14 protein-coding genes, 1 tRNA gene and 1 pseudogene are annotated in these 24,302 nt (G+C 67.3%); 8 read left to right on the top strand and 8 right to left on the bottom strand.

The features are described from left to right. Positions 1-13: 13 nt before the first annotated feature. The 4 genes and pseudogenes from Q1M07_RS07600 to acnA all read right to left on the bottom strand — a co-directional run bounded on the left by Q1M07_RS07600 (position 14) and on the right by acnA (position 6,673). On the bottom strand, positions 14-2,338 hold the full coding sequence (locus Q1M07_RS07600) for a CRISPR-associated endonuclease Cas3'' (protein ID WP_300452649.1): 2,325 nt from the start codon (positions 2,336-2,338) through the stop codon (positions 14-16). Between the two features lie 163 nt (positions 2,339-2,501). Beyond that, positions 2,502-2,699 (bottom strand): annotated as a pseudogene (locus tag Q1M07_RS07595) (IS21 family transposase); the annotation flags it as partial. A gap of 36 nt (positions 2,700-2,735) precedes the next feature. Beyond that, positions 2,736-3,905 (bottom strand): GNAT family N-acetyltransferase, encoded by a 1,170-nt coding sequence (locus tag Q1M07_RS07590; protein WP_300452647.1) that lies wholly within the window; start codon positions 3,903-3,905, stop codon positions 2,736-2,738. 53 nt (positions 3,906-3,958) lie between these two features. Beyond that, positions 3,959-6,673 (bottom strand): aconitate hydratase AcnA, encoded by a 2,715-nt coding sequence (gene acnA, locus Q1M07_RS07585; RefSeq protein ID WP_300452645.1) that lies wholly within the window; start codon positions 6,671-6,673, stop codon positions 3,959-3,961. Between the two features lie 305 nt (positions 6,674-6,978). Between acnA and Q1M07_RS07580 the strand changes: the two genes are divergently transcribed. From Q1M07_RS07580 to Q1M07_RS07570, 3 genes are all read left to right on the top strand, one after another. Continuing rightward, positions 6,979-8,415 carry an HDOD domain-containing protein gene (locus Q1M07_RS07580; RefSeq protein WP_300452643.1) on the top strand — a complete coding sequence of 479 codons (1,437 nt, stop codon included), beginning with the start codon at positions 6,979-6,981 and terminating at the stop codon, positions 8,413-8,415. Positions 8,416-8,531: 116 nt separating this feature from the next. After that, positions 8,532-8,608, top strand: a tRNA-Asp gene (locus Q1M07_RS07575). A 201-nt stretch (positions 8,609-8,809) separates the two neighbouring features. After that, a complete protein-coding gene (locus Q1M07_RS07570) occupies positions 8,810-10,882 on the top strand; it encodes a LysM peptidoglycan-binding domain-containing protein (RefSeq protein ID WP_300452641.1) in 2,073 nt (690 codons plus the stop codon). 59 nt (positions 10,883-10,941) lie between these two features. On the opposite strand, the gene Q1M07_RS07565 is transcribed toward Q1M07_RS07570, so the two are convergent. Genes Q1M07_RS07565 through Q1M07_RS07550 form a run of 4 tightly spaced genes read right to left on the bottom strand, consistent with a single transcriptional unit; the run spans position 10,942 to position 17,561 of the window. Then, positions 10,942-12,987 (bottom strand): ABC transporter ATP-binding protein, encoded by a 2,046-nt coding sequence (locus Q1M07_RS07565; RefSeq protein WP_300452639.1) that lies wholly within the window; start codon positions 12,985-12,987, stop codon positions 10,942-10,944. After that, on the bottom strand, positions 12,984-14,408 hold the full coding sequence (locus Q1M07_RS07560) for an ABC transporter permease (protein WP_300452637.1): 1,425 nt from the start codon (positions 14,406-14,408) through the stop codon (positions 12,984-12,986). Before Q1M07_RS07560 ends, Q1M07_RS07565 begins: the two co-directional genes overlap by 4 nt. Beyond that, positions 14,408-15,385: an ABC transporter permease gene (locus Q1M07_RS07555; protein WP_300452635.1), complete on the bottom strand. Its 978-nt coding sequence runs from the start codon at positions 15,383-15,385 to the stop codon at positions 14,408-14,410. The genes Q1M07_RS07560 and Q1M07_RS07555 overlap by 1 nt, the downstream gene beginning before the upstream one ends. A gap of 16 nt (positions 15,386-15,401) precedes the next feature. Then, positions 15,402-17,561, bottom strand: a complete 2,160-nt coding sequence (locus Q1M07_RS07550) for an ABC transporter substrate-binding protein (protein ID WP_300452633.1) — start codon at positions 17,559-17,561, stop codon at positions 15,402-15,404. Between the two features lie 176 nt (positions 17,562-17,737). Between Q1M07_RS07550 and fabI the strand changes: the two genes are divergently transcribed. The 5 genes from fabI to Q1M07_RS07525 all read left to right on the top strand — a co-directional run. After that, positions 17,738-18,538, top strand: a complete 801-nt coding sequence (gene fabI, locus Q1M07_RS07545; protein WP_300452631.1) for an enoyl-ACP reductase FabI — start codon at positions 17,738-17,740, stop codon at positions 18,536-18,538. Next, complete coding sequence (locus Q1M07_RS07540) at positions 18,535-19,323, top strand: hypothetical protein (protein ID WP_300452629.1); 789 nt, start codon at positions 18,535-18,537, stop codon at positions 19,321-19,323. Before fabI ends, Q1M07_RS07540 begins: the two co-directional genes overlap by 4 nt. Before the next feature lie 96 nt (positions 19,324-19,419). Next, positions 19,420-19,800, top strand: a complete 381-nt coding sequence (locus tag Q1M07_RS07535) for a hypothetical protein (protein ID WP_300452627.1) — start codon at positions 19,420-19,422, stop codon at positions 19,798-19,800. A gap of 86 nt (positions 19,801-19,886) precedes the next feature. Next, the gene (locus tag Q1M07_RS07530) at positions 19,887-21,434 is read left to right on the top strand and encodes an AAA-like domain-containing protein (protein WP_300452625.1); all 1,548 of its coding nucleotides are present in this window, start codon (positions 19,887-19,889) and stop codon (positions 21,432-21,434) included. Continuing rightward, positions 21,427-24,302 (top strand): AAA-like domain-containing protein (locus tag Q1M07_RS07525; RefSeq protein WP_300452623.1); only part of this gene is annotated, 2,876 nt, incomplete at its 3' end. The genes Q1M07_RS07530 and Q1M07_RS07525, both read left to right, overlap by 8 nt.

The raw sequence follows: 24,302 nt of genomic DNA, 5'->3' as shown, positions 1-24,302 counted from the left end.
TTTACGACATCGCTCAGGCAATCATGACGATTTGATTTTGGGGCAACTGTAACCCCAAGGTCTCGTCGTAGTACTGGCCGCTCGGATCTTCGAGCACAAACCATTCATCGGATACGCCGCCGCGCCGGAACGGCGCGGGAATGAGGCAACCCCAGGCCGGGTGGTCAGGCCTGGGGCGGTAGATGCTGACGGACAGCGTTTGCGCCTCGCGCATCCATTTTCCGGTGACGCCGTCAGCGGCTTGGGCGCGCAGTTGCTCGTACTGCGCAATGCCGCCCTGCCAAGGCACGACGATCTGGATCGCATCTTGGTCGATGAGGCGATAGCGCTGGGCGATCTCGGGGAAGTCGAGTTCATCGATGGCCCTGTTCAAGTCGCGGTTTTGTTCAGCGGGACGGCTGACGCCATACAGGGCTTGGTAATAGCGCCGGAAGACGTCGGGGTCGTTAATGTCCAAGACGCCGCCGGACTCACGCAGCAGTGAGGTGGTGACTTCGCTGGCCTGAAAGTAGGCGAAGTTGGGATACATGCGTCGGCGCTCGCCGGTGTCTGGTGCGGGTTCGAAGACTCGCACCCGCCCAAGCTGGCCGTTCGCGTTCATGCGTCCCTCGCGATTGCAGCGCCCGGCAGCCTGCACGATCGCTTCCAGCGGACCCATGGCGCGATACACCAATGGAAAATCGAGGTCGACGCCGGCTTCAACGCACTGCGTCGAAACCAGTCGGCAGGGCTGCGGGTGGGCGGGGTTCAAGCGCACGCGCACTTCGTCCAGCACGGCACGCCGGTGAGCCGTACACAGATTGGTGGATAGATGGAAAAGGCCTTCCGTACCCTGCATGGCTTCAAGCAAGGCGTGAGCATGGCGTTTGAGGTTGAGCACACACAGGGAGTGTGGGGCAGCCTTGTCGCGTAACGTGGTGGACAGATCGCCCCAGTCTAGGGCCTCGCCTGGCGCAGGCCATACAGCTTCCACCCGTTCCAGCTGTTTGAACATTCTGCGGTGCGTGGGAACGATCTCGCGTGGTTGCCAACCCGAAACGGCGTGTTTTCGTACGCCCTCATCCAGCGTATCGAAGGCGGGTTGCGTGGCGGTGGCGAAGACGATACTGGTGTTGTAGGCGTGGGAGAGGTGCGAGAGCGCTGCCAGTGTCGGCACCGCGAGATGCTGCGGCAGGCTTTGCGCTTCGTCGAAGAGAAGCACCGCATCGCGCAATTTGTGCAGTTTGCGACAGGCAGAGGGGCGGTTCGCGAACAGCGATTCGAGCAATTGGACGTTGGTGGTGATGACGATCGGGGCGTCCCAGTTTTCGGCATACAGGCGGCGCTGGCGCTCGTTGTCATCAAGCTTCTGGGCATCGGTAGTCGCTTCCCGAATTCCTGCGAGGCTGTGGTGCTCCAGGATGAAATGTGCGGGCTTTTCTGCAAAGACCTTGCGATATTCGCGCGCCGTTTGTTCAATGATCGTGAGATAGGGAACGGCCAGGACCACACGTTTGAGCTGGTTTTTCCGCGCGTGAGTCAGCGCGAACTGCAGCATAGCAAAAGTCTTGCCCGAACCTGTCGGCGCGGTGAGCGAATAGACGCCGGTCGCGCCTGCAGCGGCCTCCGTGACTGCCTTCCACAGGTCCGCACGGACCGCGGTGACGGCATCACTTGAGTGGTTTCGCCCACGCACCGCCCGGGCCATATATCTGTCGAGGCCCAGAGCGGCCTCTTCAGCGTCCAATGACAAACCCGTGGCGCGATAGCGTTTGCCTTCCGGGCCGCCCTGAAAGTGCGCCTCTGTATCCAGGTAATCCGCATCGACCAGGCACGAAAACAGCATGCGCACATCAACCATGCTGGCGATGGCGTATCTCAAGGCATTGGGCCGAAAGGGGAGCGCCACGCGTTCTGGAGCGTCGGGGTGGATTCCATCGGTGCTGGCGCGCGCCAGTAGTCGAGTGATGTCGGGGTCAGACAGGCGGATGTGGTGCCCCATGGGTGATGCGCCACGGCGGACCATGGCCATGCGCGAGGTGACGGCGTCGAGAGAAGCGCATTGCAAACCGATGTGGTGCCCCTCGATCGCCAATGCCGATGCCATTGACTTGAAGTGCACCAGCGCCGCATAGGCGCCTGCACTCCAGTGGTCCAGGCCGCTCTCGGTACCGTCTAGTCGCTTCTGGAACAGGTCTCCGTATTTCCCTAGGTCGTGGAGTCTTCCTGCCAGATCGGCTTCTTGGCGCCAAACGGCATCGCCCGCGCGCTCGCCCGCAAGCCTAGCCGCGGAAAGCAGATGCGTCGCCAGCCGATGGCGTGCCGAGTAGTCATTTTCGCTATGCGCCCAGTAGGTCATGTCTTTGCCCGTCAGTCAGATCCAAGCAGATTTTTCGCGCAGGATAGAGTATTGGGGGCTCACCAAGTGCGCCCGTGTCGGTCGCGTAAAGTTATTTTGGTAATCTCCGATCCGTATTGATGACTTGGCCGAGCCCCGTCAGTGGTCGCAAGCCACAGGGATTGGCGCAGTCGAGAAAGCCGGCGTGAGAGCGATGTTCGCCTGGGCCGTCGACGTCGCGTTCGAGAACAACGGCCTTCATGTTGTCGTAGAGCAGGCGCCTGGCCACGCCATTGAGCGCCTCAAAGGCAGGCTGGTGGCAGTCGATCAGGGTACGGACCTTCATGTCGGTGGCGAATTCGACGTAACTCGCCCGGCTGTAAGCGCGATAGCCGGCGACCTGGCGCACGGCCACGCTTCAGTCCGACGGCGGTAGCCAGCCGTCGCGCCGAAACGGCAGTTGATCAATGGCCCCGGCGCGGTAATCGGCAACCGCCTCGCGCTGGAGTTGCAGATGGCGGCCGATCAGCGCGTGCATCCGGGCATCGCCGAGCCAGTGCGCCGACTGCACGACGGTCGGCACGAAGCCGCGCGCGAGTTTGTGTTCGCCGCCGGCGCCGGGTTCGAAGCGACGCAGGCCATGACGCAGGCAATAGGCGATCCCCTGGTAGAAACAGAGTTCGAAATGCAGGCTGTGGTAGTGGCCGAGGGCACCCCAGTAGCGCCCGTAGAGCGCCTCGTCGCTGCGGAAACAGAGCGCGACGGCGACCGGACGCCGGGCATCGCGGGCGATGAAGACGACCATGCGGTCGCCCAGCGCCGCCGCCAGATCGGCGAAGCAGGCGGCGCCAAACGCGGCGTGATTGCCGAACTTCTCGAAAGTCGCGGCATAGAGGGCGTGCAGCAGAGGCCATTCGGCGGCATCGATCTCGTCGCCGTGGCGCGTTTCGAGGCACAGTCCGCTGGCCGCGACGCGTCGCCGTTCCGCCTTGACCTTGCGCCGCTTGGCGGCACTGAAGCTTGCCAGGTAGCCGTCGAAGTCGCCACAGCCGGCATCGACCCAGTGGAACTGGACGTCGTGGCTGAGCAGCAGGCCCTCGCCTTGCAGACACTGCGCGTCGCTCTCGCACGGCAGCGCGACATGCCAAGACGATGCGCCCAGATGGCCGGCCAACTGGCGCGCGCCATTGACCAGCGCCGAGCGGACGCCAGCCGCTTCGGGTCCGTCGGCGACCAGCAGTCGGGGCCCGACCACCGGCGTATGCGGCAGGCAGCTCATCAGCTTCGGGTAGTAGCGCAGGCCGCACTGCCGGTAGGCGGCGGCCCATGACCAGTCGTAGATGAAATCCCCGTGCGAATGGCTTTTGACATAAAGCGGCAGCAGACCGACGACCCGCTCCCGATCGTCGCTTGCCACCAGGTGACAGGCCATCCAGCCACTGGTCCCGGCGGCGGCGCCATGATGCTCACTGATCGCCAGAAAATCCGCGTTCAGAAACGGGTGGCCGGCCGGACACAGGCGCTCCCACGTCTGGCGTGGAATCGCGCTGGCCGACGCAACGCTACGGATCGAGACCGCGGACGCCAACCGGGCTCCCGGCGCCGAATGGGCGCCCATAATTCTGCACGCTCCGGGCCGGTTCAGTCAGCCGACGGCCGATCACCGAGCAGCGAGTCGAGAACGAAAGGCAGGATGCCGCCCGAGCGGTAGTACTTCACTTCGATCGGCGTATCGATCCGGCACAGCAACGGGCGTTCGACGCGCTGTCCATCCGCCCGCTCGATCGCCAGCGTGAGTTTCTGCATCGGCAACAGACCGGCATCGAGGCCGCGGATGTCGAAGGTTTCGTCACCGCGCAGCGCCAGCGAGGCCAGCGAATCGTCGCCGACGAACTGCAGCGGCAACACGCCCATACCGACCAGATTGGCGCGATGAATGCGCTCGAAGCTGCGCGCGATCACCGCGCGCACGCCGAGCAGGCGCGTCCCTTTGGCCGCCCAGTCGCGCGACGAGCCGGTGCCGTACTCTTCGCCAGCGACGACGATGGTCGGCGTGCCGCGCGCGACATACGCCGTCGCCGCGGCAAAAACCGTCGTCGGCTGGCCGTCGAGCAGCGTGTAGCCTCCCTCCGGCCGCCCTCCGTCGGCACCGGCCGGCAGCATCAGGTTGCGCAGGCGGACGTTGGCGAACGTACCGCGCATCATCACCTCGTGGTGCCCGCGTCGCGCACCGTAGGAGTTGAAATCGCCGCGCCCGACGCCCTGCTCCTTGAGCCAGATGCCGGCCGGCGTGGTTTCGCCGAAGGAGCCGGCGGGCGAAATGTGGTCGGTCGTCACCGAGTCGCCGAGCAGCAGCAGCGCGCGTGCGCCACGAATGTCGCCGGCCGTCTGTTGCGGCAGTTCGAAAAACGGCGGCCGCGCGATATAGGTCGATGACGGCCAGCCGTACACCTCGCCGAGCGGAGCCGGAATCGCTTGCCAGAGTTCCTGGTCGGCGGCCACGTCGGCGTAGCGCCGACGGAAGACTTCCGGGTCGAGCGCGAACGGCAGGAGCGCATCGATTTCGTCCGACGTCGGCCAGATGTCGCGCAGATAGACCGGCTGACCATCACCACCGGTTCCCAGCGGCTCGCTGTCGAGGTCGATATTGACCCGTCCGGCCAGCGCGAAAGCGACCACCAAAGGCGGCGAGGCCAGGTAGTTGGCACGCAGGCTCGGATGGATTCGCGCTTCGAAGTTGCGATTTCCCGAAAGGATCGCGGCGGCCACCAGCTGATGCTCGGCGATGGCCTGGTTGAACGCCGGGTGAAGGTCGCCGGCGTTGCCGATACAGGTCGTGCAGCCGTAACCGGCGAGCGCGAAACCGAGTTCGGCGAGCGGCGCCAGCAACCCGGCGCTTTGCAGGTAATCCGTCACCACCCGTGACCCGGGCGCCAGCGAGGTCTTGACCTGCGGCCGCACGCGCAGCCCCCGGGCCACCGCTTTGCGGGCAAGCAGACCGGCGGCAATCATCACCGCCGGGTTGCTGGTATTGGTGCACGAAGTAATGGCGGCGATCAGTACGTCGCCGTGGCCGAGATCGATTCCCGGGAAATCGGTCGGGTAACGTTCGCTCAGCGTCTCCGCCGGACGCCCGAAGCCATCGGCCGACTCGGGCGCGCTGAGCCGCGTATTGAAACTGCTGGCCATCGCCGGCAGCGCGACGCGATCCTGCGGGCGCTTCGGCCCGGCCAGCGAAGGAACGATGCTCGACAGATCGAGGCGAACGATGCGTGAATAGTCGATCTGCCCCAGCCGCGGCATGCCGAACAATCCCTGGGCACGGAAATACGCCTCGAACAACACGCAGGATTCTTCGCTGCGCCCGGTCGAGCGCATGTAGCCAACCGTCTTCTCGTCGACCGGAAAGAAACCCATCGTCGCGCCGTACTCGGGCGCCATGTTGGCCAGCGTCGCCCGGTCGGTGACCGACAGGGTCGACGCGCCGTCGCCAAAGTACTCGACGAAGGCGCCCACCACCTTCTCGCGCCGCAACAGCTCGGTCACCGTCAGCACCAGGTCGGTCGCCGTGATGCCCTCGCGCAGGCGGCCGGAGAGTTCGACACCGACGACATCCGGCGTCAGGAAGTAGACCGGTTGACCGAGCATCGCCGCCTCGGCCTCGATACCGCCGACCCCCCAGCCGACGACGCCGAGCGCGTTGATCATCGTCGTGTGCGAGTCGGTACCGACCAGCGTATCGGGAAAGCACAGCCGCCCGCCGGCCATATCGCACTGGCGTACACCGCTGAACAGGTGCTCGAGATTGACCTGATGGACGATGCCGACGCCGGGCGGCACGACGCGGAAGGAATCGAAAGCCTGCATGCCCCACTTCAGAAACTGATAGCGCTCGGCGTTACGCTCGAACTCGCGGCGCATGTTCTGCGTCAAAGCCTGCGGCGTACCGTAGTAGTCGACCTGCACCGAATGGTCGATGACCAGGTCGACCGGAACCAGCGGTTCGATACGCCGCGCGTCGAAGCCGCGCGCCCGCGCGACGTCCCGCATTGCCGCCAGATCGCAGAGCAGCGGCACGCCGGTGAAATCCTGCAGCACGACGCGCGCCACGACAAAGGGAATCTCCGCGTGGCGCGGCGCACGCGGCCGCCACTCGGCAAGTTCGAGGACGTGAGCCTCGGTGACGCGCTGTCCGTCGCAGTGACGCAGCAGCGCTTCGAGGACGATGCGCAACGAAACCGGCAACCGGGCGACGGGAATGTCCGCCTCGGCCAGCGCAGGCAAGGAATAGAAGAGAAGCTCGGGCTGACCGGGAGGGGTGAAACGGGAAAGCGTATTGAACGGCGAGTACGGCATCGAAGGACTCCTTACGGATACGCGCGGCGCGCAGATACTCAGGCACAGACATCGCGCCGGCATGCTCGTTCCCCACGCCTCGGCGCAGCCCGTACGGCAGCCGGTCGATCTGTCGCGCCGGTCGTCGGCCGCGCGCCGTGCGAAGCTTCGCCGATCGCCGTTCGCCGCACGACGATCGGCATTGACGGCGGCCGGTCGAAGCCGGGATACTTCCGCTCTTGGCCGTCGGGCATTTCATCCGTCATTGGTCGCCCGAACATCGTCGAACGGCGGCGCAACCCGCCGCGCAAGGAGCGAGGCTGCGCATGGGACAAGTGGAGCTGACTTTGGGCGACGCGTCGCTGATCACGCTCACCTTCCTGTTTACCGACATCGAAGGGTCGACCAGCCTCTGGGAGCGCGAATCCGAAGCGATGCGCACCGCCTTGCAGCGCCACAACGCACTGCTCTCCGGCGCCATCGAAAACCATCGCGGCTGCGTCTTCAAGACCGTCGGCGACGCGTTCTGCGTCACTTTCGACGAGGCCGCCGACGCACTCGCCGCCGCCTGCCAGATCCAGGCCGGCATCGGCGCCGAAAAGTGGCCGACACACGCACCGCTGCGCGTGCGCGTCGCGCTGCATACCGGCCCGGCCTACCTGTGCGAAGGCGACTACTTCGGCACCACGGTCAACCGCTGCGCCCGGCTGCTGGCCGTGACACGGGGCGGCCAGACGCTGCTCACCTCGGCCACCGAATCGCGGCTGCGCGGCGCTCTGCCCAAAGGGACCAGCCTGCGCGACACGGGCATGCTGCGCCTGCGCGATCTGCCGCATCCCGTACACGTCTTCCAGTTGATGCATCCCGGACTCGCCCCACAACTGCTCGAACTCGGCGACATTTCGGGCGGCAACAAGCGCGAAGCCGAGCCGGTGGCGCGTTTCAAGCCGCTCGACCTGTACGAAGTACCGACCCTGCCGACCGTCGTCCTGCAGGCGCTGCGCGTGATGCAGGATCCGGGCAGCGACGCGCGGGCGGTCGAGCGGGTCATCGTGCACGACCTGGCGCTGTCGGCCAAAATCCTGCGCGTCGCCAACTCGGCCTTCTTCGGTTTCGCGCGCCGTGTGAAGACCATCGCCGAAGCGCTGCGCGTCCTGGGTTTCACCAATGTGCAGGGAATGATCATCTCGGTCGGCGCCTTCGACGCTTTCCGGACCGAGCGGCTGAATCTGCTGGACTTCTGGAGGCACTCGATCGCCACCGCAACCGCGGCGCGCTTTCTCGCCACCCGCCAGCCGTTCTCGCCCGACGAAGCGTTCATGGCCGGCCTGCTGCACGACATCGGTAAGCTCATCTTCGCCGTCCAGGCCGAACCGGCTTACCAGCGGGTACTCGAACTGTGCCGTGGAACGGCGATGAGCAGCCTGGACGCCGAGCGGACGCTGTTCGAGTTCACCCATCCGGAAGTCGGCGAAATGGTCGCCGAGCGCTGGGCCCTGCCGGCGCGCTACGTGGCCGCCATTGCCCACCACCACGACCCCGCCGCAGCAGGCGACGAAGGCACCTTCTGCCGCCTGATCGGCCTCGCCGACCAGGCCGCCTACGCCGCGCTTGCCGTCGACTGCACGCCGCACCCGAGCAACGCCGAAGTCAGCTCCCGACTCGACGCTCTCGCCCTGCCAGCCAGCTACTGGCAGGACTGTCTGCAACACCTGCGGCAAGCCAGGCCAACCATCGATGCCTTCGTCGGCGCCATTCAATGAGTTGGCCAGCGTCGACCAACAGTTGCCGAACTGCCTCTTGTCTGCCCCGCAAAAACCGTTATAATGCGCACCTCACCTGATACGCCGCAAGTGCAAGGCGGCCATTCGGGAAGCACGGAGTGGTAGTTCAGTTGGTTAGAATACCGGCCTGTCACGCCGGGGGTCGCGGGTTCGAGCCCCGTCCACTCCGCCAGCAAGAGGCAGCAAGAGCCCACCCGACAGGGCTTTTTTTCTCGCCGGGCTCACCGCCCGGCAGTGTGCCGAGAATGCCGTCCACTTCGCTCGCGCCTTTGCTCTATAATCCTCGATCTGCACGCAAACCATTCGACCAGGCGATCCCGCGCCGCCGCGGGATGAACTGGCACCCGCCCGATCACGAGAACAGGAACTACGGATGACGCCACGCATCGCGTTCGCTATCGCTTTTTCTCTTTCCTGCGGTGCCGCTTCTGCCGAGGAAGCGACTGGACAGGGCTTTCGCTCACTCCTCGCCACACCGCCGGAGCGCAGCGCCAACCGCGCCGCAAGCGGTGACTCCACACTGCAGATCGGTACCGACGGCGCTTTGCCGGTCATCGAACTGGTCGCGCCAAGCGCGCTTCCCGAGACCATCGACCTGACCTCCGAACCCGAAGAGCTCTACCAGCGCATTCGCCAGGGCTTCTCGATGCCCAACATCAACAACTCGCTGGTCCTCCACCACCAGCAGTGGTATCTCAACCACCCGGAATCCCTGCGCCGCATGGTCGAGCGCAGCAGCCGCTACCTGCACCACATCGTCGAGGAGATCGAGAAGCGCGGCATGCCGATGGAACTTGCCCTGCTGCCGATGGTCGAGAGCGCCTACAACCCGACCGCCTATTCGCGCAGCCACGCGTCCGGCCTCTGGCAGTTCGTCCCGGCAACCGGCCGGCAGTACAAGCTCGAGCAGAACTGGTGGATCGACGGCCGGCGGGACATCGTCGCGTCGACCGCCGCCGCGCTCGAGTATCTGCAATACATTTACGAACTGCACGGCGACTGGCACCTGGCGCTGGCCTCGTACAACTGGGGCGAAGGCGCCGTCGGCCGGGCGATCAGCAAGAACGCGGCGCAAGGACTGCCGACCGATTACCTGAGCCTGAAAATGCCTGAGGAAACCCGGCAATACGTGCCCAAACTGCAAGCTCTGAAGAACATCTTCAGCAACCCGAACATTCTCGCCAACCTGAACATCCGCGGCGTTCCCAACCGCCCCTATTTCGCGACGGTCACCAAGACCGCCAACATCGACGTCAAGCTCGCCGCCGAACTCGCCGGGATGCCGGTCAAGGAGTTCGTGGCACTGAACCCGGCGCACAATCGGCCGGTCATCAAGTCCGAAACGCCGATGGTCATTCCGGCCGACAAGGTCGACACCTTCATCAGCAATCTCGAAGCCCACGAAGGCAGCGACAAGCCGCTCTCGTCGTGGCAGGCCTACACCTTGCGCGCCGGCGAGAAGCTCGAACAGGTCGCGCCGCGCTTCGGTATGACGGTGGCCAACCTCAAGGCGGTCAACGGCATCAACGGCCGCATCAAGCTCTCGGCCGGCCAGACGCTGTTGGTCGCCGGGTCGGAGGGTGCGGAGGCCGCCGATCTGGCCGGTCTGCCCGAACAGGAAGTGGCTCCCGAGCCACCGGCACGCGCCGCCGCGGAACCACGCCTGCCCAAATTCGAACCGGCGCCCGTCGCAGCGACTCGCTCGCATACCGTGGCCAGAGGCGAAACGCTGGTCAAGGTGGCGCAGCGCTACGGTCTCAGTCTGGCCGAGCTGAAGCAGCTCAATGGCTTGCGGGCCAACCAGGTGAATGCCGGCACCCGGCTCACGGTCGCCGCCGCTGCTGAAACGAACAGTCGGCCGGCGCCGGCGACGCGCGCCAGCGCGCTGGCGGCCGTGGAGAGCAAGCCGGCCGCCACGCGCAGCGAAGCGGCGCCGGTCGTCGCGCCGACGAGGACGCATGTCGTGCAGAAGGGCGAGACGCTGAGCGAAGTCGCCAAACGCTACGGAATGAGTCCGTCCGAACTGAAACAGATCAACAGACTGCCGACGGAGCGGCTGACCGCCGGAAGCCGGCTGGCGCTCAACGCGCCCGAACCGGCCGGCAAGGCGTCGGCGGCGGGCAGCAGCAAGGCGCGGCAAGAAGCGCCTGAAGTCGCCACCGCCAGTCGCCCCGGCAAGGCGACCGCCGACAACCGTCAGAAGGTCGCCGGCAGCGACGCCAAAGCGGGCAAGAAGGCCGATACCGCGACCGAGCCGGCCAAGCCGAACGCCCGCAAGTCGACCCGGCTCGCCCAGTACACGATCCGCCGGGGCGACACGCTGGTCTCGATCGCCCGTCAGTTCAAGGTCGAGAAAGACGACCTGCTGCGCTGGAACCGCCTGCAGCCGACCGACATCAAAGCGGGCCAGACGCTGACCATCCAGCTCGTCCAGAACACCCTCTGAGCGGCCCGCCGCGCCGTGGGCAGCCTCGACCATGGCCGAGAGGGTGACCCCGGCCACGCCTACGGATAGAGGTGGCAGCGCACCGTGTGCGTCGCCGACAAGGCGGTGGGCGCGGGATAGCTGTCGCGGCAGATGGTGCTGGCCTGCCGACAACGCGGGTTGAAGTGACAGCCGCGTGGCGGATCGGCCGGCGACGGAATCTCCCCCGGCAAACGGATGAAATCGACTGGCGCGCCGAGCCGTGGGCTGGGCACCGCCGACAGCAGGGCGCGCGTGTAGGGGTGATGCGGCGAACGCAATACCTCGTCGACCGTCCCGCGCTCGACGATGCGCCCGAGGTACATCACCGCCACCTCGTGCGCCAGATGGTCGACGACCGCGAAGTTGTGCGTGATGAACAGGTAGGCGAGCCCCATCTCGTCCTGCAGCCGGCCGAGCAGGTTGAGGATCTGTGCCTGCACCGAAACGTCCAGCGCCGAGGTCGGTTCGTCGCAGATCACCAGATCGGGTTGCACGGCCAGAACGCGCGCTATCGCGATACGCTGCCGCTGCCCCCCCGAGAACTCGTGCGGGTAGCGCCCGGCGGCGGCGCCGTCGAGCCCGACCTGCTGCAACACGGTGGCGATCGCCGCCGCCCTGCCCTGCCCTTGCACCGCGATGCCCAGCGCCTGCATTCCCTCGCCGATGATCTCGCCGATCGACAGGCGCGGATTGAGCGACGCGAAAGGATCCTGGAAGATCATCTGCCAACTGCGCCGCAACGGCCGCAGCGCGCGGCGCGGCAGGCCGCTCACTTCCTGGCCGAGCAGGCGGACGCTGCCGCCGCTGCTGGCGATCAGTTGCAGGATCGCCTTGCCGACCGTCGTCTTGCCGCAGCCCGACTCGCCGACCAGCGCCAAAGTCCGGCCGCGTGCCAGTTCGAGCGAGACGCCATCGACCGCCCGCACGTAGCCGACGGTACGTTGCAGGATGCCGCGGCGGATCGCAAAGTGCACGCGCAGGTCGTCGACCGCGAGCAGCGGCGGCTCCGCCGTGGCCTGCCGGGCCACGACGTCGGCGCCAGGCAGAATATCGGCTGCCGCGGCGCCGCTTTCACCGCCCGGATGGCCGGCGAAATGACAGCGCACCAGATGCCCGTCCGCCACCTGTTGCCAGACCGGCGACTGGTGTCGGCAAATCTCCTGCACCTGCGGGCAACGCGCGGCGAAACGGCAGCCACCGGGCATTTCCGACAGCCGGGGCGGCTGCCCGGCGATGGTCGCCAGCCGACCGCGACGCCGTGCCAGATCGGGCAGCGCGGCGAACAGCATGCGCGTGTAGGGATGGCACGGCGCGCCGAAAAAGACGTTGCGCGGCGCCTGCTCGACGACTTCGCCGGCGTACATGACGCCGACGCGCGTCGCCATCTGCGCGACGACGCCGAGATCGTGCGTGATGAGCAGCATGCCCATCGCCCGTTCGACCTGCAGGCGGCGCAACAGCTCGAGGATCTGCGCCTGGATGGTGACGTCGAGCGCCGTCGTCGGCTCGTCGGCGATCAGCAGGCGCGGATTGCCGGCCAGCGCCATGGCGATCATCACGCGCTGCTTCATGCCGCCCGAGAGCTGGAAGGGATACTCGCCGAGACGGCGCGCCGGGTCGGCAATGCCGACCGCGTTCAACAGTTCGAGCGAACGCTCGCGCGCCGCGGCGCCGGCCAGCCCGAGATGGCACGCGAGCACTTCGGCGAGCTGACGACCGACGGTCGAGACCGGATTGAGGCTGGTCGCCGGCTCCTGGAAGATCATCGCCAGGCCGCCGCCGCGCACACCGCGCATCGCGGCCTCGGGCAGGCGCAGCAGATCGCGCCCGGCAAAGCGCACGGCGCCGCCGACGATCCGGCCGGCGGCCGGCAACAGGCGCAACAAGGCAAGCGCCGTCGCCGACTTGCCGCAGCCTGATTCGCCGAGCAAGGCCAGCGTTTCGCCGGCGGCGATCTCGAAATCGACGCCGTCGACCGCCGGCAGCAGCGCGCCGGCTGCCCCGCCAACGAAGGCGACACGCAGCGCGCGCACCTCGAGCAGCCGCCCGGCGCCGCTATCGTCCACCGCCGACGCCGGGCTCATGCCGCCCCCGCCAGGCGGGGATCGAAAGCGTCGCGCACCGCGTCGGCCAGCAGATTCGCCGCCAGCACCAGCGCGAACAGGAAAACGAAGGCCGCCGCCAGCGACCACCAGACCATGGGTTCGCGCGCCAGCTCGAGACGCGCGTTGTTGATCATCGTGCCGAAGCTGATCATCGTCGGATCGACGCCGATGCCGACGTAGGACAGCACCGCCTCGGCCAGCACCAGGCTCGAAAAATCCATCACCAGCGCGATGATCACCAGATGCATCAGATTGGGCAGGATGTGGCGCCCGATGATGCGCAGGTCGGCCACGCCGAAGGACTGCGCCGCCTGGATGTACTCCAGTTCGCGCAGCTTCAGCGTCTCGCCGCGCAGCAGCCGGCACAGGCCGGTCCAGCTCGTCAGCCCGAGAACGAAACACAGCGCCAGCAAACGCAGGTCGGCGCGCTCGGCGGCCGTGGCGAACCACTGCGGATGCGTGTCGATCAGCACCTGCATCATGAGCACCGCGGCGGCGATCAACAGAACCCCGGGAATCGAACTCAGCGTCGTGTACAGATACTGGATCAGATCGTCTACCCAGCCGCGGAAATAGCCGGCCAGGACGCCGAAAACGATGGCCAGCGGCAGCGTGACCAGCGTCGTCAGCAGGCCGATGACCAGGGCCGTGCGCACGCTCTTGAAAATCTGGTAGAGCACGTCCTGGCCGACCTTGTCGGTGCCGAAGACGTGATAATCGACCGCCAGCGTCGCGATCGACGAAGCGAGCAGCAGGAGCGCCGCGCTGGTGGCGAGCACCGCGTTCCAGGCGAAGTCGCACTCGTTGCGCCAGATTCGCCGCCACGCCTCGCCCGGCGAAGCGCCCGCGGCGCGCGCCAGCGCGGCCGTCGTCGCCGCCGCCACGGCTGACCAGACGACGAGCGCGATCGCCAGTCCGCGCCACAGCCGCTGGCCGACGTCGGCGTCGCGTCGCGCCTCGTCGGCACCCAGGTGCGCGCCACCATACTTGAGGCGCGGATAGTCGCGCCGTTGGCGCAACTGCCCGTCGGCGTCGCGGCTGTCGATCGCTTCCTTGGCGTAGGCGCGCGTCGCCAGTGGCGCGGAATAGGTTTTCTCGCTGCGCGTGCGCAGCGGTGTCAGCAACGCGTCGAGCAGCGACAGCACCTCGACGGCGTAGGCCGTCGGCTGGCCGGCGCGGCTTTCCAGGCGCGGCCGGTAGTGCAGGGAATCGAGCAGGCCGACGACGACGAAGACGATCAGCACCGTCGCCGACGCCATCCCGGCGCGGCTGCGGCCGACCCGCCGCCAGGCGGCGCGCAGCAGCGGGTTGCGCGCCGACCACCCGCCCAGAACGAGCGCCGCCAGCACCAGCAGCCAGATCAGCAGGTCGGACCAGAGCAGGATCGGGAGAAAGTCCATCAGTGGAAGCGAATCCGCGGATCGACGAAGGTATAGGAAACATCGGTCAGCATCAGGCCGACGATGTAGAGCAGCGAGCCGATGAAGACCATCGCGCGCACCACGGCGAAGTCCTGCGCTTTGATCGCGTCTATCGTGTAGCTGCCGAGGCCGGGAATGCCGAAGAACGATTCGCTGAGCAGCGAACCCAGGAAGAGCAGCGGAATGACGACGACGACACCGGTCAGGATGGGAATCATCGCATTGCGCAACACATGCCGGAACAGCACGTTCAGCTCGGACAGCCCCTTGGCGCGCGCCGTGCGCACATAGTCGCGCGAAATTTCCTCGATGAAGATCGTGCGATACCAGCGCGTCGACGAACCGATGCCGGAAACGACGCCGATCGCCAGCGGCAGGATGAGAAATTTCCAGGCTTCGAGGCCGCCGCCGTAGCCCGAGATCGGCACCAGCTTCCACAGCTTGCTGACCAGGTACTGGCCACCGATGATGTAAAACAGACCGGAGATCGACATCATCGCCACACAGACGACGACGCCCCAGAAGTCGAGATAGCTGGCGCGAAAGAAGGTGAGAAGCAAGGCCAGCGAAACGGTGACCAGCAGACCGAGAACGAAGGTCGGCAACGCGATGGCGAGCGACGGCCCGAGGCGCGAGCGAATCTCGCGCGCGATGTCGCGGCCGTCCTCGGCGCGCCCGAAATCGCCGGCGAACATGCGCACCGACTTGGCGAAGAAGATCGTTTCGGTGAGCACGCCGAGACCGGCCGCCGCAGGATTGACGAAGAGCGGCCGGTCGTAGCCGCGTTCGGCCTTCCACTTGGCGATCGCTTCCGGCGTCACGCGCTTGACGCCAAGCTGCAGGCGCGCCATGTCGTCCGGCGTATTGACGACGAAGAAGAGCGCGAAGGTGATCAGGTTCACGCCGACCAGGATCGGCAGTGCGTAGAGCAGGCGGCGAACGAGGTAGGCGAACATGGCGGGCCGGCTCCTTTCAGGCCGTGCCGCGTTCGCGGCGCCAATAGCCGAGCAGCGCCGGCAGGACCAGGCCGAGCAGAACGAGCGCCGCCGCGGCCAGCGGCCAGAGCACTGGCCGATTCCATTCCTGGCGCAGACGCTGGCGCTGCGCGACGTCGATGCGCTGGTACTTGAGGACGTTGTGGCCGACGTCGTTCGGCTTGCGGTTGTGCAGCCAGACGTGGCCGAGCGTGTAGGTCGTCGGATGGAAGCCGTAGATCCACGGCGCATCGTGCTGCAGCAGGGCGACCGCCTGGCGGATGATGGCCAGCCGCTCGGCGCCGCTCGGCCCCTCGCTCTCCATGTTCTTCATCCGTTCGAACAGGCGGTCGAACTCGGGATTGACATAGTTGGAAGCGTTCTCGCCACTCTTCGCCACCTTGCCCTCCGGCCCGGCGAGCAGGAAGAGAAAGTTCTCGGGGTCGGGATAGTCGGCGTTCCAACCCAGGTAGTAGAGCTGCACCGCACCCTTGCGGATCTTCTCCTGAAAGCGGTTGAAGTCGGTCGAGCGCACGACGAGCTGCACGTCGAGCTTGGCGAACTGGCGCGTCAGCCAGTCGAGGCGCGACTTGTCGCCCATGCCGCCGCTCGTCGTGTCGAGGTAGAGCACCAGCGGCTCGCCGTTCGTCGCGTGGCGGCCATCCGGCCAGCCCGCCTCGGCGAGCAATCGCCTGGCGACCGCCAGCGGCTTGCGCTGCGGCTTGCCGTCGACCCAGTCATAGACCACCGGGTTGTTGCCCGCCTCGCCTTCGAGATAGCCGAAAATCCCCGGCGGCAGCGGGCTGGTGGCGGCGATCCCGCGACCGTTCATGAAGATCGAGATGAACTCCTCCTGGTCGATGGCGATCGACAGCGCCTGACGCAGCTTGATCGCCGGCTCGGCCAGGCCGCCGACGACCGGGTCGAGCATGTTGAAGCCGAGGTAGAAGATCGACGCGCGGACGCTGGTCAGCAAGGTGATCCCCCTGTCGCGCATCTCGTCGGACACCTGCACGTCGCCGCCGACGCCGAGACGGACGGCCTGATCGAAACTGTCGGAAGAAATTCCCGACGCGTCGTAGTAGCCCTGCAGAAACTTGTTCCAGTACGGGATGCTCTCCTTCTCGCGCGTATAGACCGCCTGGTCGATGAACGGCAAAGGCTGGCCGCAGTCGGCGAGCAGGCCGGCCGCCTCGTCCTGCGGTTCGCCGACGCAGGGGTAGGTCTCGCCATGGAAGTTCGGGTTGCGTTCGAGCACCAGGCGACTGTTCGGATTGTTGTCGGTCAGCATGAACGGGCCGCTGCCGACCGGATACCAGTCGAGCGTCAGATTCTTCTCGGCCATTCCCGGCTGACCGTAGAAGCGGTCGACCTCGCGCGGCACCGGCGCGAAGAAGGGCATCGCCAGCCAATAGACGAACTGCGGGTACTTGCCGCGCAGCGTGAAGCGATACGTGTAGCGATCGACGCGCTGCACGCCGGGCAGCGGATACTGGTCGAGGTCCAGCCAGGCGTCGGCCGGCAGCGACCGCGCGGCGGCCTGCAGCGCGGCGCCGAGTTCGCGCAGGCCGACGATGCGCTCGGCCATCATGCCGAAGATCGGCGAATGCAGGCGCGGGTGCGCCAGGCGCTTGATCTGGTAGATATAGTCGTCGGCGACCAGTTCGCGCGTCCCGGTCAGCGGAAAATCGGCCAGCCGCTCGATGCCGCGCAGGCGCTCGCGGTCGAGATCGCGATAGAGCGGCTCGCCGGCCGCGTCGGTGGCGAAAGCCGGATGCGGCTGATAACGGATTCCCGGCCGCAGGCGAATCTCGTAGACACTCAGCGCGATCTGCGCCGCCGGTGCGTCGGCCGCCAGTTCCCGGCCGCGCTCGTCATAGTAGCGCGCCACCGGCACCGCCTCGCTGGTCGCCGGAATCAGCGTGTAAGGCCGCTTCAGATAGTGGTACTGCAGCGGCGGCTCGTAGATTTGCGCCGTGAAAGTGATTTCGTCCTCCGTGTACGACTGCACCGGATCGAGATGCTTGGGACGCTCGGAGAAACCCGCGTAGAGAATGTTCCTGCCGCGCTCGCCGGCCGGATAGGGATCGTTCTGCTCGCTGCCGCAAGCGGCGAACAGCAACGACAGGGCGGCGAAGAAAAAACGGAACCACGGCATGGCGCGCAGTGTAGCGCGAAGTCGGCGTCGCGGGCCCCGGCGGCGGCGGCGGCCGATCTCCGACCGCTCGCCAGACAATCGCTGGCATCGGGGGCAATTCCTTTATAATGCGTGGGTTAAAGCAGACTCGCAGAGCAGCGCGACCAACCAGAACAATTTCAGTCACAGGAGAACTCATGGGATTCCTCGCCGACAAGCGCATCCTCATCACGGGCGTGCTGTCCAAACATTCGATTGCCTACGGCATCGCCCGCGCCTGCCATCGCGAAGGCGCGCAACTGGCCTTCACCTACCAGAACGAGCGCTTCCAGGATCGCATCGGCAAATTCGCCAAGGAATTCGACAGCACGCTGACCTTTCCCTGCGACGTCGCCGACGACACCCAGATCGACCGTTTGTTCGCCGACCTCGCCGGGCATTGGGACGGCCTCGACGGCCTCGTCCATTCGATCGCCTACGCCCCCGGCGAGGCGATCGAAGGCGACTTCCTCGAGGGCATGACGCGCGACGCCTTCCGCATCGCGCACGACGTCTCCTCCTACAGCTACCCGGCGCTCGCCAAGGCCGCCCGGCCGCTGCTGCTCAAAGGCCGCCAGCCGGCCCTGCTCGCGCTGTCCTACCTGGGCGCCGAACGCACGCTGCCCAACTACAACACCATGGGACTCGCCAAGGCCAGCCTCGAAGCCGCCACGCGTTACCTCGCCTTCTGCCTCGGGCCGCAGGGAATCCGCGCCAACGCCATTTCGGCCGGCCCGATCAAGACGCTCGCCGCATCCGGAATCGGCAGCTTCTCGCGCCTGCTGGCCTACAACGCGCACAACGCGCCGCTGCGCCGCAACGTGACGATCGACGAAGTCGGCAACGCCGCCGCCTTCCTGCTCTCCGACCTGGCGAGCGCCGTCACCGGCGAGATCATGTACGTCGATGGCGGCTTGAACACGACGGCGCTCGGCAATCCGGAACCGCTACCGGGGTGAGCGGCAGGCCATCGGCGAGCGCGGCGCGGCCGGTCGCTCACCGCACGGCTTGCCGGCCCGCCGCTCCGGCCGGCGCGCGCCTCCTCCTCCTCGCCCTGCTCGCCGCCCTCCTCCTGCTCACCGGCTGCGCCACCCGCCTGGGCAAGGACGGGCGCAGCGAGACCGACGTGCATGCCCGTTACCTGGTCAAGTCCGAAGCCGACCGCCTGGCCGACACGGTGCGCCGCGAAGTCGAGGAAGGGCTGCTGCGCATCGCCGACAAGCTCTACAAGCGCAACCCAAGGGAATGGAAGAAGACCGGTCTGGCGAACCGCGACGCGGCGCTCGAGCGTCTGCGCGCGCGTCGCAGCGGCGGCCTGCCCGAACTGGGCGGCGCGCGCGAAGGCCCGGCCGCCCAGTTGGCCTTCAGCGAAACCTACGCCGGCGACCGCGTCGCCGCGCTGTCCTTCGGTCTGCTCAGCATGGCCGACGCCGCATTCGACGACAAGACCGATTTCTACCTGTTCGACAGCCTCGACGAAACGAAGCTCTACCGCTGCGCGCGCAACCTCGAAGTCGCCGTCTGGAAGCTCGGCAACGACCGCACGGCGGCCGGCGAACCGTTCCTGCTCGCCAACGAACTCGACCCGGCGCGGCCCAATCTCTCCTTCGAACGCGAGTTCGGCCGCCAGATCGGCCTGCTCGATCTGCTGGCCAGCGTCGTCGCCGACCGCCAGGGCCGCGCTCTCTCGCGCCTGACGCAATCGGCCGCGGTGATGGTCTTTCTGCCGATCGGCGGGCTGTAGAACGAAAACGAACGAAGAAGCCGCGCCGACCCGTCATCGCTCGCCCCCAACCAGGCGGGCAGCCAGTTTCTCCCCGGCCAACCGGAGGTAAGCCCCATGAGTTCCCGAATCAGCCAGTCGCTGTTGGCGGTCATCGCCCTCCTTCTCGTCGCCCACCTGTTCGCCCGCTCCGACCGGCTCGCCGGCGCCGAGGCGGCGCCGGTTCACGACGTCGTGCGTGCGCGATCGATCGAAATTCTCGCGCCCGACGGCCAGATCGTCGCGCAGATCCACGCCGCCGACGACGGCGCCGGGCAGATCCGGCTGCGCAGCGGCAACGGCGAGGTGCGCGTCAAGCTCGGCGCGACCTCCGACGGCTCGGCACTCGTTCTGCTGGACGGCGACACACAACCCGCCGTATGGCTGGCCGCCGACCGCGCCGGCAGCCGGATCACGCTGGCCCAGAAAGGCAAGGAAAAGCACGTACTGGCGCCCTAGTTGGCGACGCCGCCCCGTCCTTTGGCGCGCCAGGTCTTTTGTGACAGAATCGTCGGCGCCCCCTTCCGCCTTTCCGAGAGACGCGCATGGCGACGATATTCATCAGCTACAAACGCGGCACCGAACTCGACGAGCCACTCGCCGGCGAACTCTATCGCCGCCTGAGCGCGGCCGGTCACCAGGTCTTCCGCGACCAGGACAGCCTGATCGTCGGCCAGCCCTGGGCGAGAGCGATCCAGGCGCATCTCGAAAGCTGCGACTACCTCGTCCTCCTGCTCTCGGCCGCCGCGGCGGCGAGTGAAATGGTCGCCGAGGAAGTGCGCCTCGCGCGGCGCGCGCAAGCGGCGCGCGGCATCGTCGACGGCATCCTGCCGGTGCGCGTCGCCTTCGCCGGCGAACTGCCCTACCACCTCGGCGCCGCGCTGTCCGGCATCCAGCACGCGACCTGGAGCGGCCAGCCGGACACCGAACACCTCGCCGCCGCGCTGCTCGACGCCATGGCGCAAGGCGGGCCGGGCGCCGGCGACGACGTCTGGCGCCGCTCGCCGGCGATTCCCCCGGCCGGCCCGGCCGACGCCGCGGCCGGCCGGCCGGCCGCCGCCTGCAACCCGATTGCGCCGCTCGAACAGGCCGGCGCCGCGATGCCCGACTCGCCTTACTACGTCGAGCGCCACGCCGACACGCTGGCCGCCCGCGAGTGCCGGGCGCACGCCTTCACGCTGGTCATTCGCGGCCCGCGCCAGGTCGGCAAGAGTTCGCTGCTCGGCCGCATCCTGGGCGATGCGCGGCGCGGCGAGCAGGCGGTGGTGGCCATCGACCTGCAGCGCTTCGCCGACGCCACGCGCGCCGATGCGGATACCCTGCTGCGTGAATTCTGCGCCGAGATCGAATACCAGTTGCAGCTCCCATCGAACGTCGATGACTTCTGGGAGACGCACGCGCGGCGCGATCCGGGAACGCGCGCGACGCGCTATCTGGAGCGCGAAGTCTTGCCGGCGCTGGGCGGCCGCAAGCTCGTCGTCGGCCTCGACGAATGCGACACCCTGCTCGATCAGCCGGGCGGCCGCCTGTTCTTCCCGCTGCTGCGCTCCTGGGTCAACCAGGCGCGCGGCAAGAACCCGCCGCACTGGGCGCCCTTCAACCTGATGATGGTCGTCGGCACCGAACCGGCGATGCTGATTTCCGACCTCAATCAGTCGCCGTTCAACGTCGGCACGACCATCGAGATCGACGACTTCGACCAGCGCGAAGTCGACGCGCTGCAGGCGCGCTACGGCGCACCCATCGCCGCCGCGGCCGATCGCGCGCGCTTCTACGAACTGCTGCGCGGCCACCCCTTCCTGACCCGGCTGGCGCTCAACCAGATCGCCGAAGGCCGCTGGCGCTACCCGGCCGAAGACGGCAACGCCGATTCGGAAAGCGGGATCTTCGGCGACCATCTGCGGACACTGCTCGCGCGCGTCAACTTCGCCGGCCTCGGCGAGGCGCTGCGCCGCCTGCTGGCCGGCCAGCCGGCGCCCGACGACCACCGCCGCCGCCTGCTCGAGGGCGGCCTGATCGTCGAACGGCAAGGCCGCATCGCCGCCCGCAACGGACTCTACGGGCGCTATTTCGGCCGCGTGCTGAATGCCTGAAGCGCGGCTCGCCAACGCCGGCGGCGCGCTGCCGCCCGACGACCCGTTCTACGTCGAACGCGCGGCCGACGCGCAACTGCTCGAACTGTGCCGCGCCGGCACCTTCTGCTACGTCCTCAGCTCGCGCCAGATGGGCAAATCGAGCCTCGTCGCGCGCGCCGCGCAGGCCCTGCGCGACGAGGGAACGACGGTCGCCGCCCTCGACCTGTCGCCGTCCGGCAGCACCGCAGGCGGCGATGCCGAGCGCTGGTACCTCAGCGTCCTCGACCGTATCGAAGCGGCCTGCGCGCCGGCGACCGAGCTCTACGACTGGTGGGACCGGCGCCGCCGCACGCTGACGCTCGGCGACGGCTTCGTCGCCTATTTCCGCGAAGTCGTCCTGCCGGAAACCAGCGGCCGCCTCGTCGTCTTCGTCGACGAAATCGATTCGACGCTCGGACTCGATTTCACCGACGACTTCTTCGCCGCCATCCGGGCGATGCACAACCTGCGCGCCATCGAGCCCGCCTTCGCCCGCCTGTCCTTCGTGCTGATCGGCGTCGCGACGCCGGCCGAGCTCATCCACGACGCCTTGCACACGCCTTTCAACATCGGCGTGCGCGTCGAACTGAACGATTTCGAGCCGGACGAAGCGCGGCCGCTGGTCGCCGCCATCGGCCTGCCGGCGGAAGACGTCCCACGCGTCCTGCAGCGGGTGCTCCACTGGACCGGCGGCCAGCCCTTCCTGACGCGCAAGCTGTGCGGCCTGCTGCTTGTCGACCAGCCGAACGCCGAGGCCGACATCGACCGGCTGGCGCGCCGCTCGCTGCTCGGCGAACAGGCCAAGGGCGACCCGCACTTCCAGTTCATCGCCAACTACCTGACGCAGGCGCCGAAGGAGCAGCTCAGCGCCTTGTTCGAAAGCTGCTCCGCGCTGCTCGCCGACCGGCCGCTGGCCTGCGACGACCAGTCGCCGATACACAACCGGCTGCGCCTCGCCGGCCTCGCCAAACGGGTCGACGGCCGGCTGGTCATGCGCAATGCGCTTTATCGCGAGCACTTCGACCGGCAATGGGTGAGGCGGCACCGGCCGACCTTCTGGACGGCGGCGAACAGGAGGCTCGCCGGCTTCGCCGTGCTGAGCTTCGCCGTCGCGCTGGCGATGACTTATCTGTGGCAGCGGGCGCAGGACCTGCAGCATGCCGCCGAGCAACAGGCGCGATTGGCGCGCTCCGGCGAGCTAGCCGCGGCGGCCGAATCGCGGCGCGCACTGGGCGATCACGACACGAGCCTGCTGCTGGCGCGCGCCGCGCTAAGGGTGAGCGCCACGCCGTCGGCCTTGCAAGCGGCGTTCCATGCCGAGGATCTGCCGGCCCGCGCCGCGCTGCGCGGCCACGGCGATTCGGTGAACAGTGCCGCCTTCAGCCCCGACGGGCGGCGAATCGTCACCGCCAGCGGCGACAAGACCGCACGCCTGTGGGATCTTGATGGCAAGCTCCTCGCCGAGCTGCGCGGCCACGGAAATTCCGTGAATAGTGCCTCCTTCAGCCCCGACGGGCAGCGCATCGTCACCGCCAGTAGAGACAAGACCGCGCGCCTGTGGGATCTTGATGGCAAGCTCCTCGCCGAGCTGCGCGGTCACGGCTCTTCGGTGGAGAGTGCCGCTTTCAGCCCCGACGAACGATGCATCGTCACCACCAGTGGGGACCAGACCGCGCGCCTGTGGGACCTCGACGGCAAGCTCCTCGCCGTGCTGCGCGGCCATCGCAATCGGGTGGAGAGTGCCGCCTTCAGCCCCGACGGGCGGCGCATCGTCACCGCCAGTCAAGACCAGACCGCGCGCCTGTGGGGCCTCGACGGCAGGCTCCTTGCCGAGCTGCGTGGCCACGGCGATTCAGTGTGGAGTGCCGCCTTCAGCCCCGATGGGCGGCGTATTGTCACGGCCAGCTTCGACAAGACCGCACGCCTGTGGGACCTCGACGGCAAGCTCCTTACCGTGCTGCGTGGCCACGATGACGGAATACTTAGTGCGGTGTTCAGCCCTGATGGGCGGCGCATCGTCACGGCCAGCTTCGACAAGACCGCGCGCCTGTGGGATCTCGATGGCAAGCTCCTTGCCGAACTGCGCGGCCACAGCTCTTCGGTGGAGAGTGCCGCTTTCAGCCCCGACGGGCGACGCATCGTCACCGTTAGCGACGCAAATGCCGCACGCCTGTGGGACCTCGACGGCAAGCTCTTGGCCGTGCTGCATGGCCACGGCAATAGGGTAAAGAGTGCCGCCTTCAGCCCCGATGGGCGGCGTCTCGTCACCACGAGCAGTGACACCACGGCGCGCTTGTGGGACCTTGAGAGCAAGCTGCTTGCCGAGTTGCGCGGCCACGACGATTCGGTGTCCAGTGCCGCCTTCAGCCCCGCCGGGCAGCACATCGTCACCGCCAGCAATGACAAAACCGCGCGCTTGTGGGACCTCGACGGCAAGCTCCTCGCCAAGCTGCGCGGCCACGGCGCTTCGGTGAACAGTGCCGCCTTCAGCCCCGACGGGCGGCGCATCGTCACCGCCAGTCAAGACCAGACCGCGCGCCTGTGGGGCCTCGATGGCAAGCTCCTTGCTGAGCTGCGCGGCCACGACAATTCGGTATGGAGCGCCGCCTTCAGCCCCGACAGACCGCGCATCGTCACCGCCAGCAGCGACAATACCGCGCGCCTGTGGGACCTCGACGGCAAGCTCCTCGCCGTGCTGCGCGGCCACAATGATTCGGTGATTAGTGCCGCCTTCAGCCCCGACGGGCGGCGCATCGTCACCGCCAGTCAAGACAAGACCGCGCGCCTGTGGGGTCTCGACGGCAAGCTCCTTGGCGAACTGCGCGGCCACAGCGCTCGGGTGAGCAG

The sequence above is a fragment of the Accumulibacter sp. genome (genome assembly GCF_029255285.1).
GTDB lineage: Bacteria > Pseudomonadota > Gammaproteobacteria > Burkholderiales > Rhodocyclaceae > Accumulibacter.
Note: the sequence above shows the minus strand (reverse complement) of the source record. Positions and strands in the feature narration are given on the sequence as shown.

What these genes read in the sequence shown, in the direction of transcription:
- Q1M07_RS07560 (WP_300452637.1), bottom strand. Translation starts at nt 14,408, where the DNA reads ATGGACTTTCTCCCGATCCTGCTCTGGTCCGACCTGCTGATCTGGCTG.
- Q1M07_RS07555 (WP_300452635.1), bottom strand. Translation starts at nt 15,385, where the DNA reads ATGTTCGCCTACCTCGTTCGCCGCCTGCTCTACGCACTGCCGATCCTG.
- Q1M07_RS07530 (WP_300452625.1), top strand. Translation starts at nt 19,887, where the DNA reads ATGGCGACGATATTCATCAGCTACAAACGCGGCACCGAACTCGACGAG.
- acnA (WP_300452645.1), bottom strand. Translation starts at nt 6,673, where the DNA reads ATGCCGTACTCGCCGTTCAATACGCTTTCCCGTTTCACCCCTCCCGGT.
- Q1M07_RS07580 (WP_300452643.1), top strand. Translation starts at nt 6,979, where the DNA reads ATGGGACAAGTGGAGCTGACTTTGGGCGACGCGTCGCTGATCACGCTC.
- Q1M07_RS07570 (WP_300452641.1), top strand. Translation starts at nt 8,810, where the DNA reads ATGACGCCACGCATCGCGTTCGCTATCGCTTTTTCTCTTTCCTGCGGT.
- Q1M07_RS07565 (WP_300452639.1), bottom strand. Translation starts at nt 12,987, where the DNA reads ATGAGCCCGGCGTCGGCGGTGGACGATAGCGGCGCCGGGCGGCTGCTC.
- Q1M07_RS07550 (WP_300452633.1), bottom strand. Translation starts at nt 17,561, where the DNA reads ATGCCGTGGTTCCGTTTTTTCTTCGCCGCCCTGTCGTTGCTGTTCGCC.
- fabI (WP_300452631.1), top strand. Translation starts at nt 17,738, where the DNA reads ATGGGATTCCTCGCCGACAAGCGCATCCTCATCACGGGCGTGCTGTCC.
- Q1M07_RS07600 (WP_300452649.1), bottom strand. Translation starts at nt 2,338, where the DNA reads ATGACCTACTGGGCGCATAGCGAAAATGACTACTCGGCACGCCATCGG.
- Q1M07_RS07535 (WP_300452627.1), top strand. Translation starts at nt 19,420, where the DNA reads ATGAGTTCCCGAATCAGCCAGTCGCTGTTGGCGGTCATCGCCCTCCTT.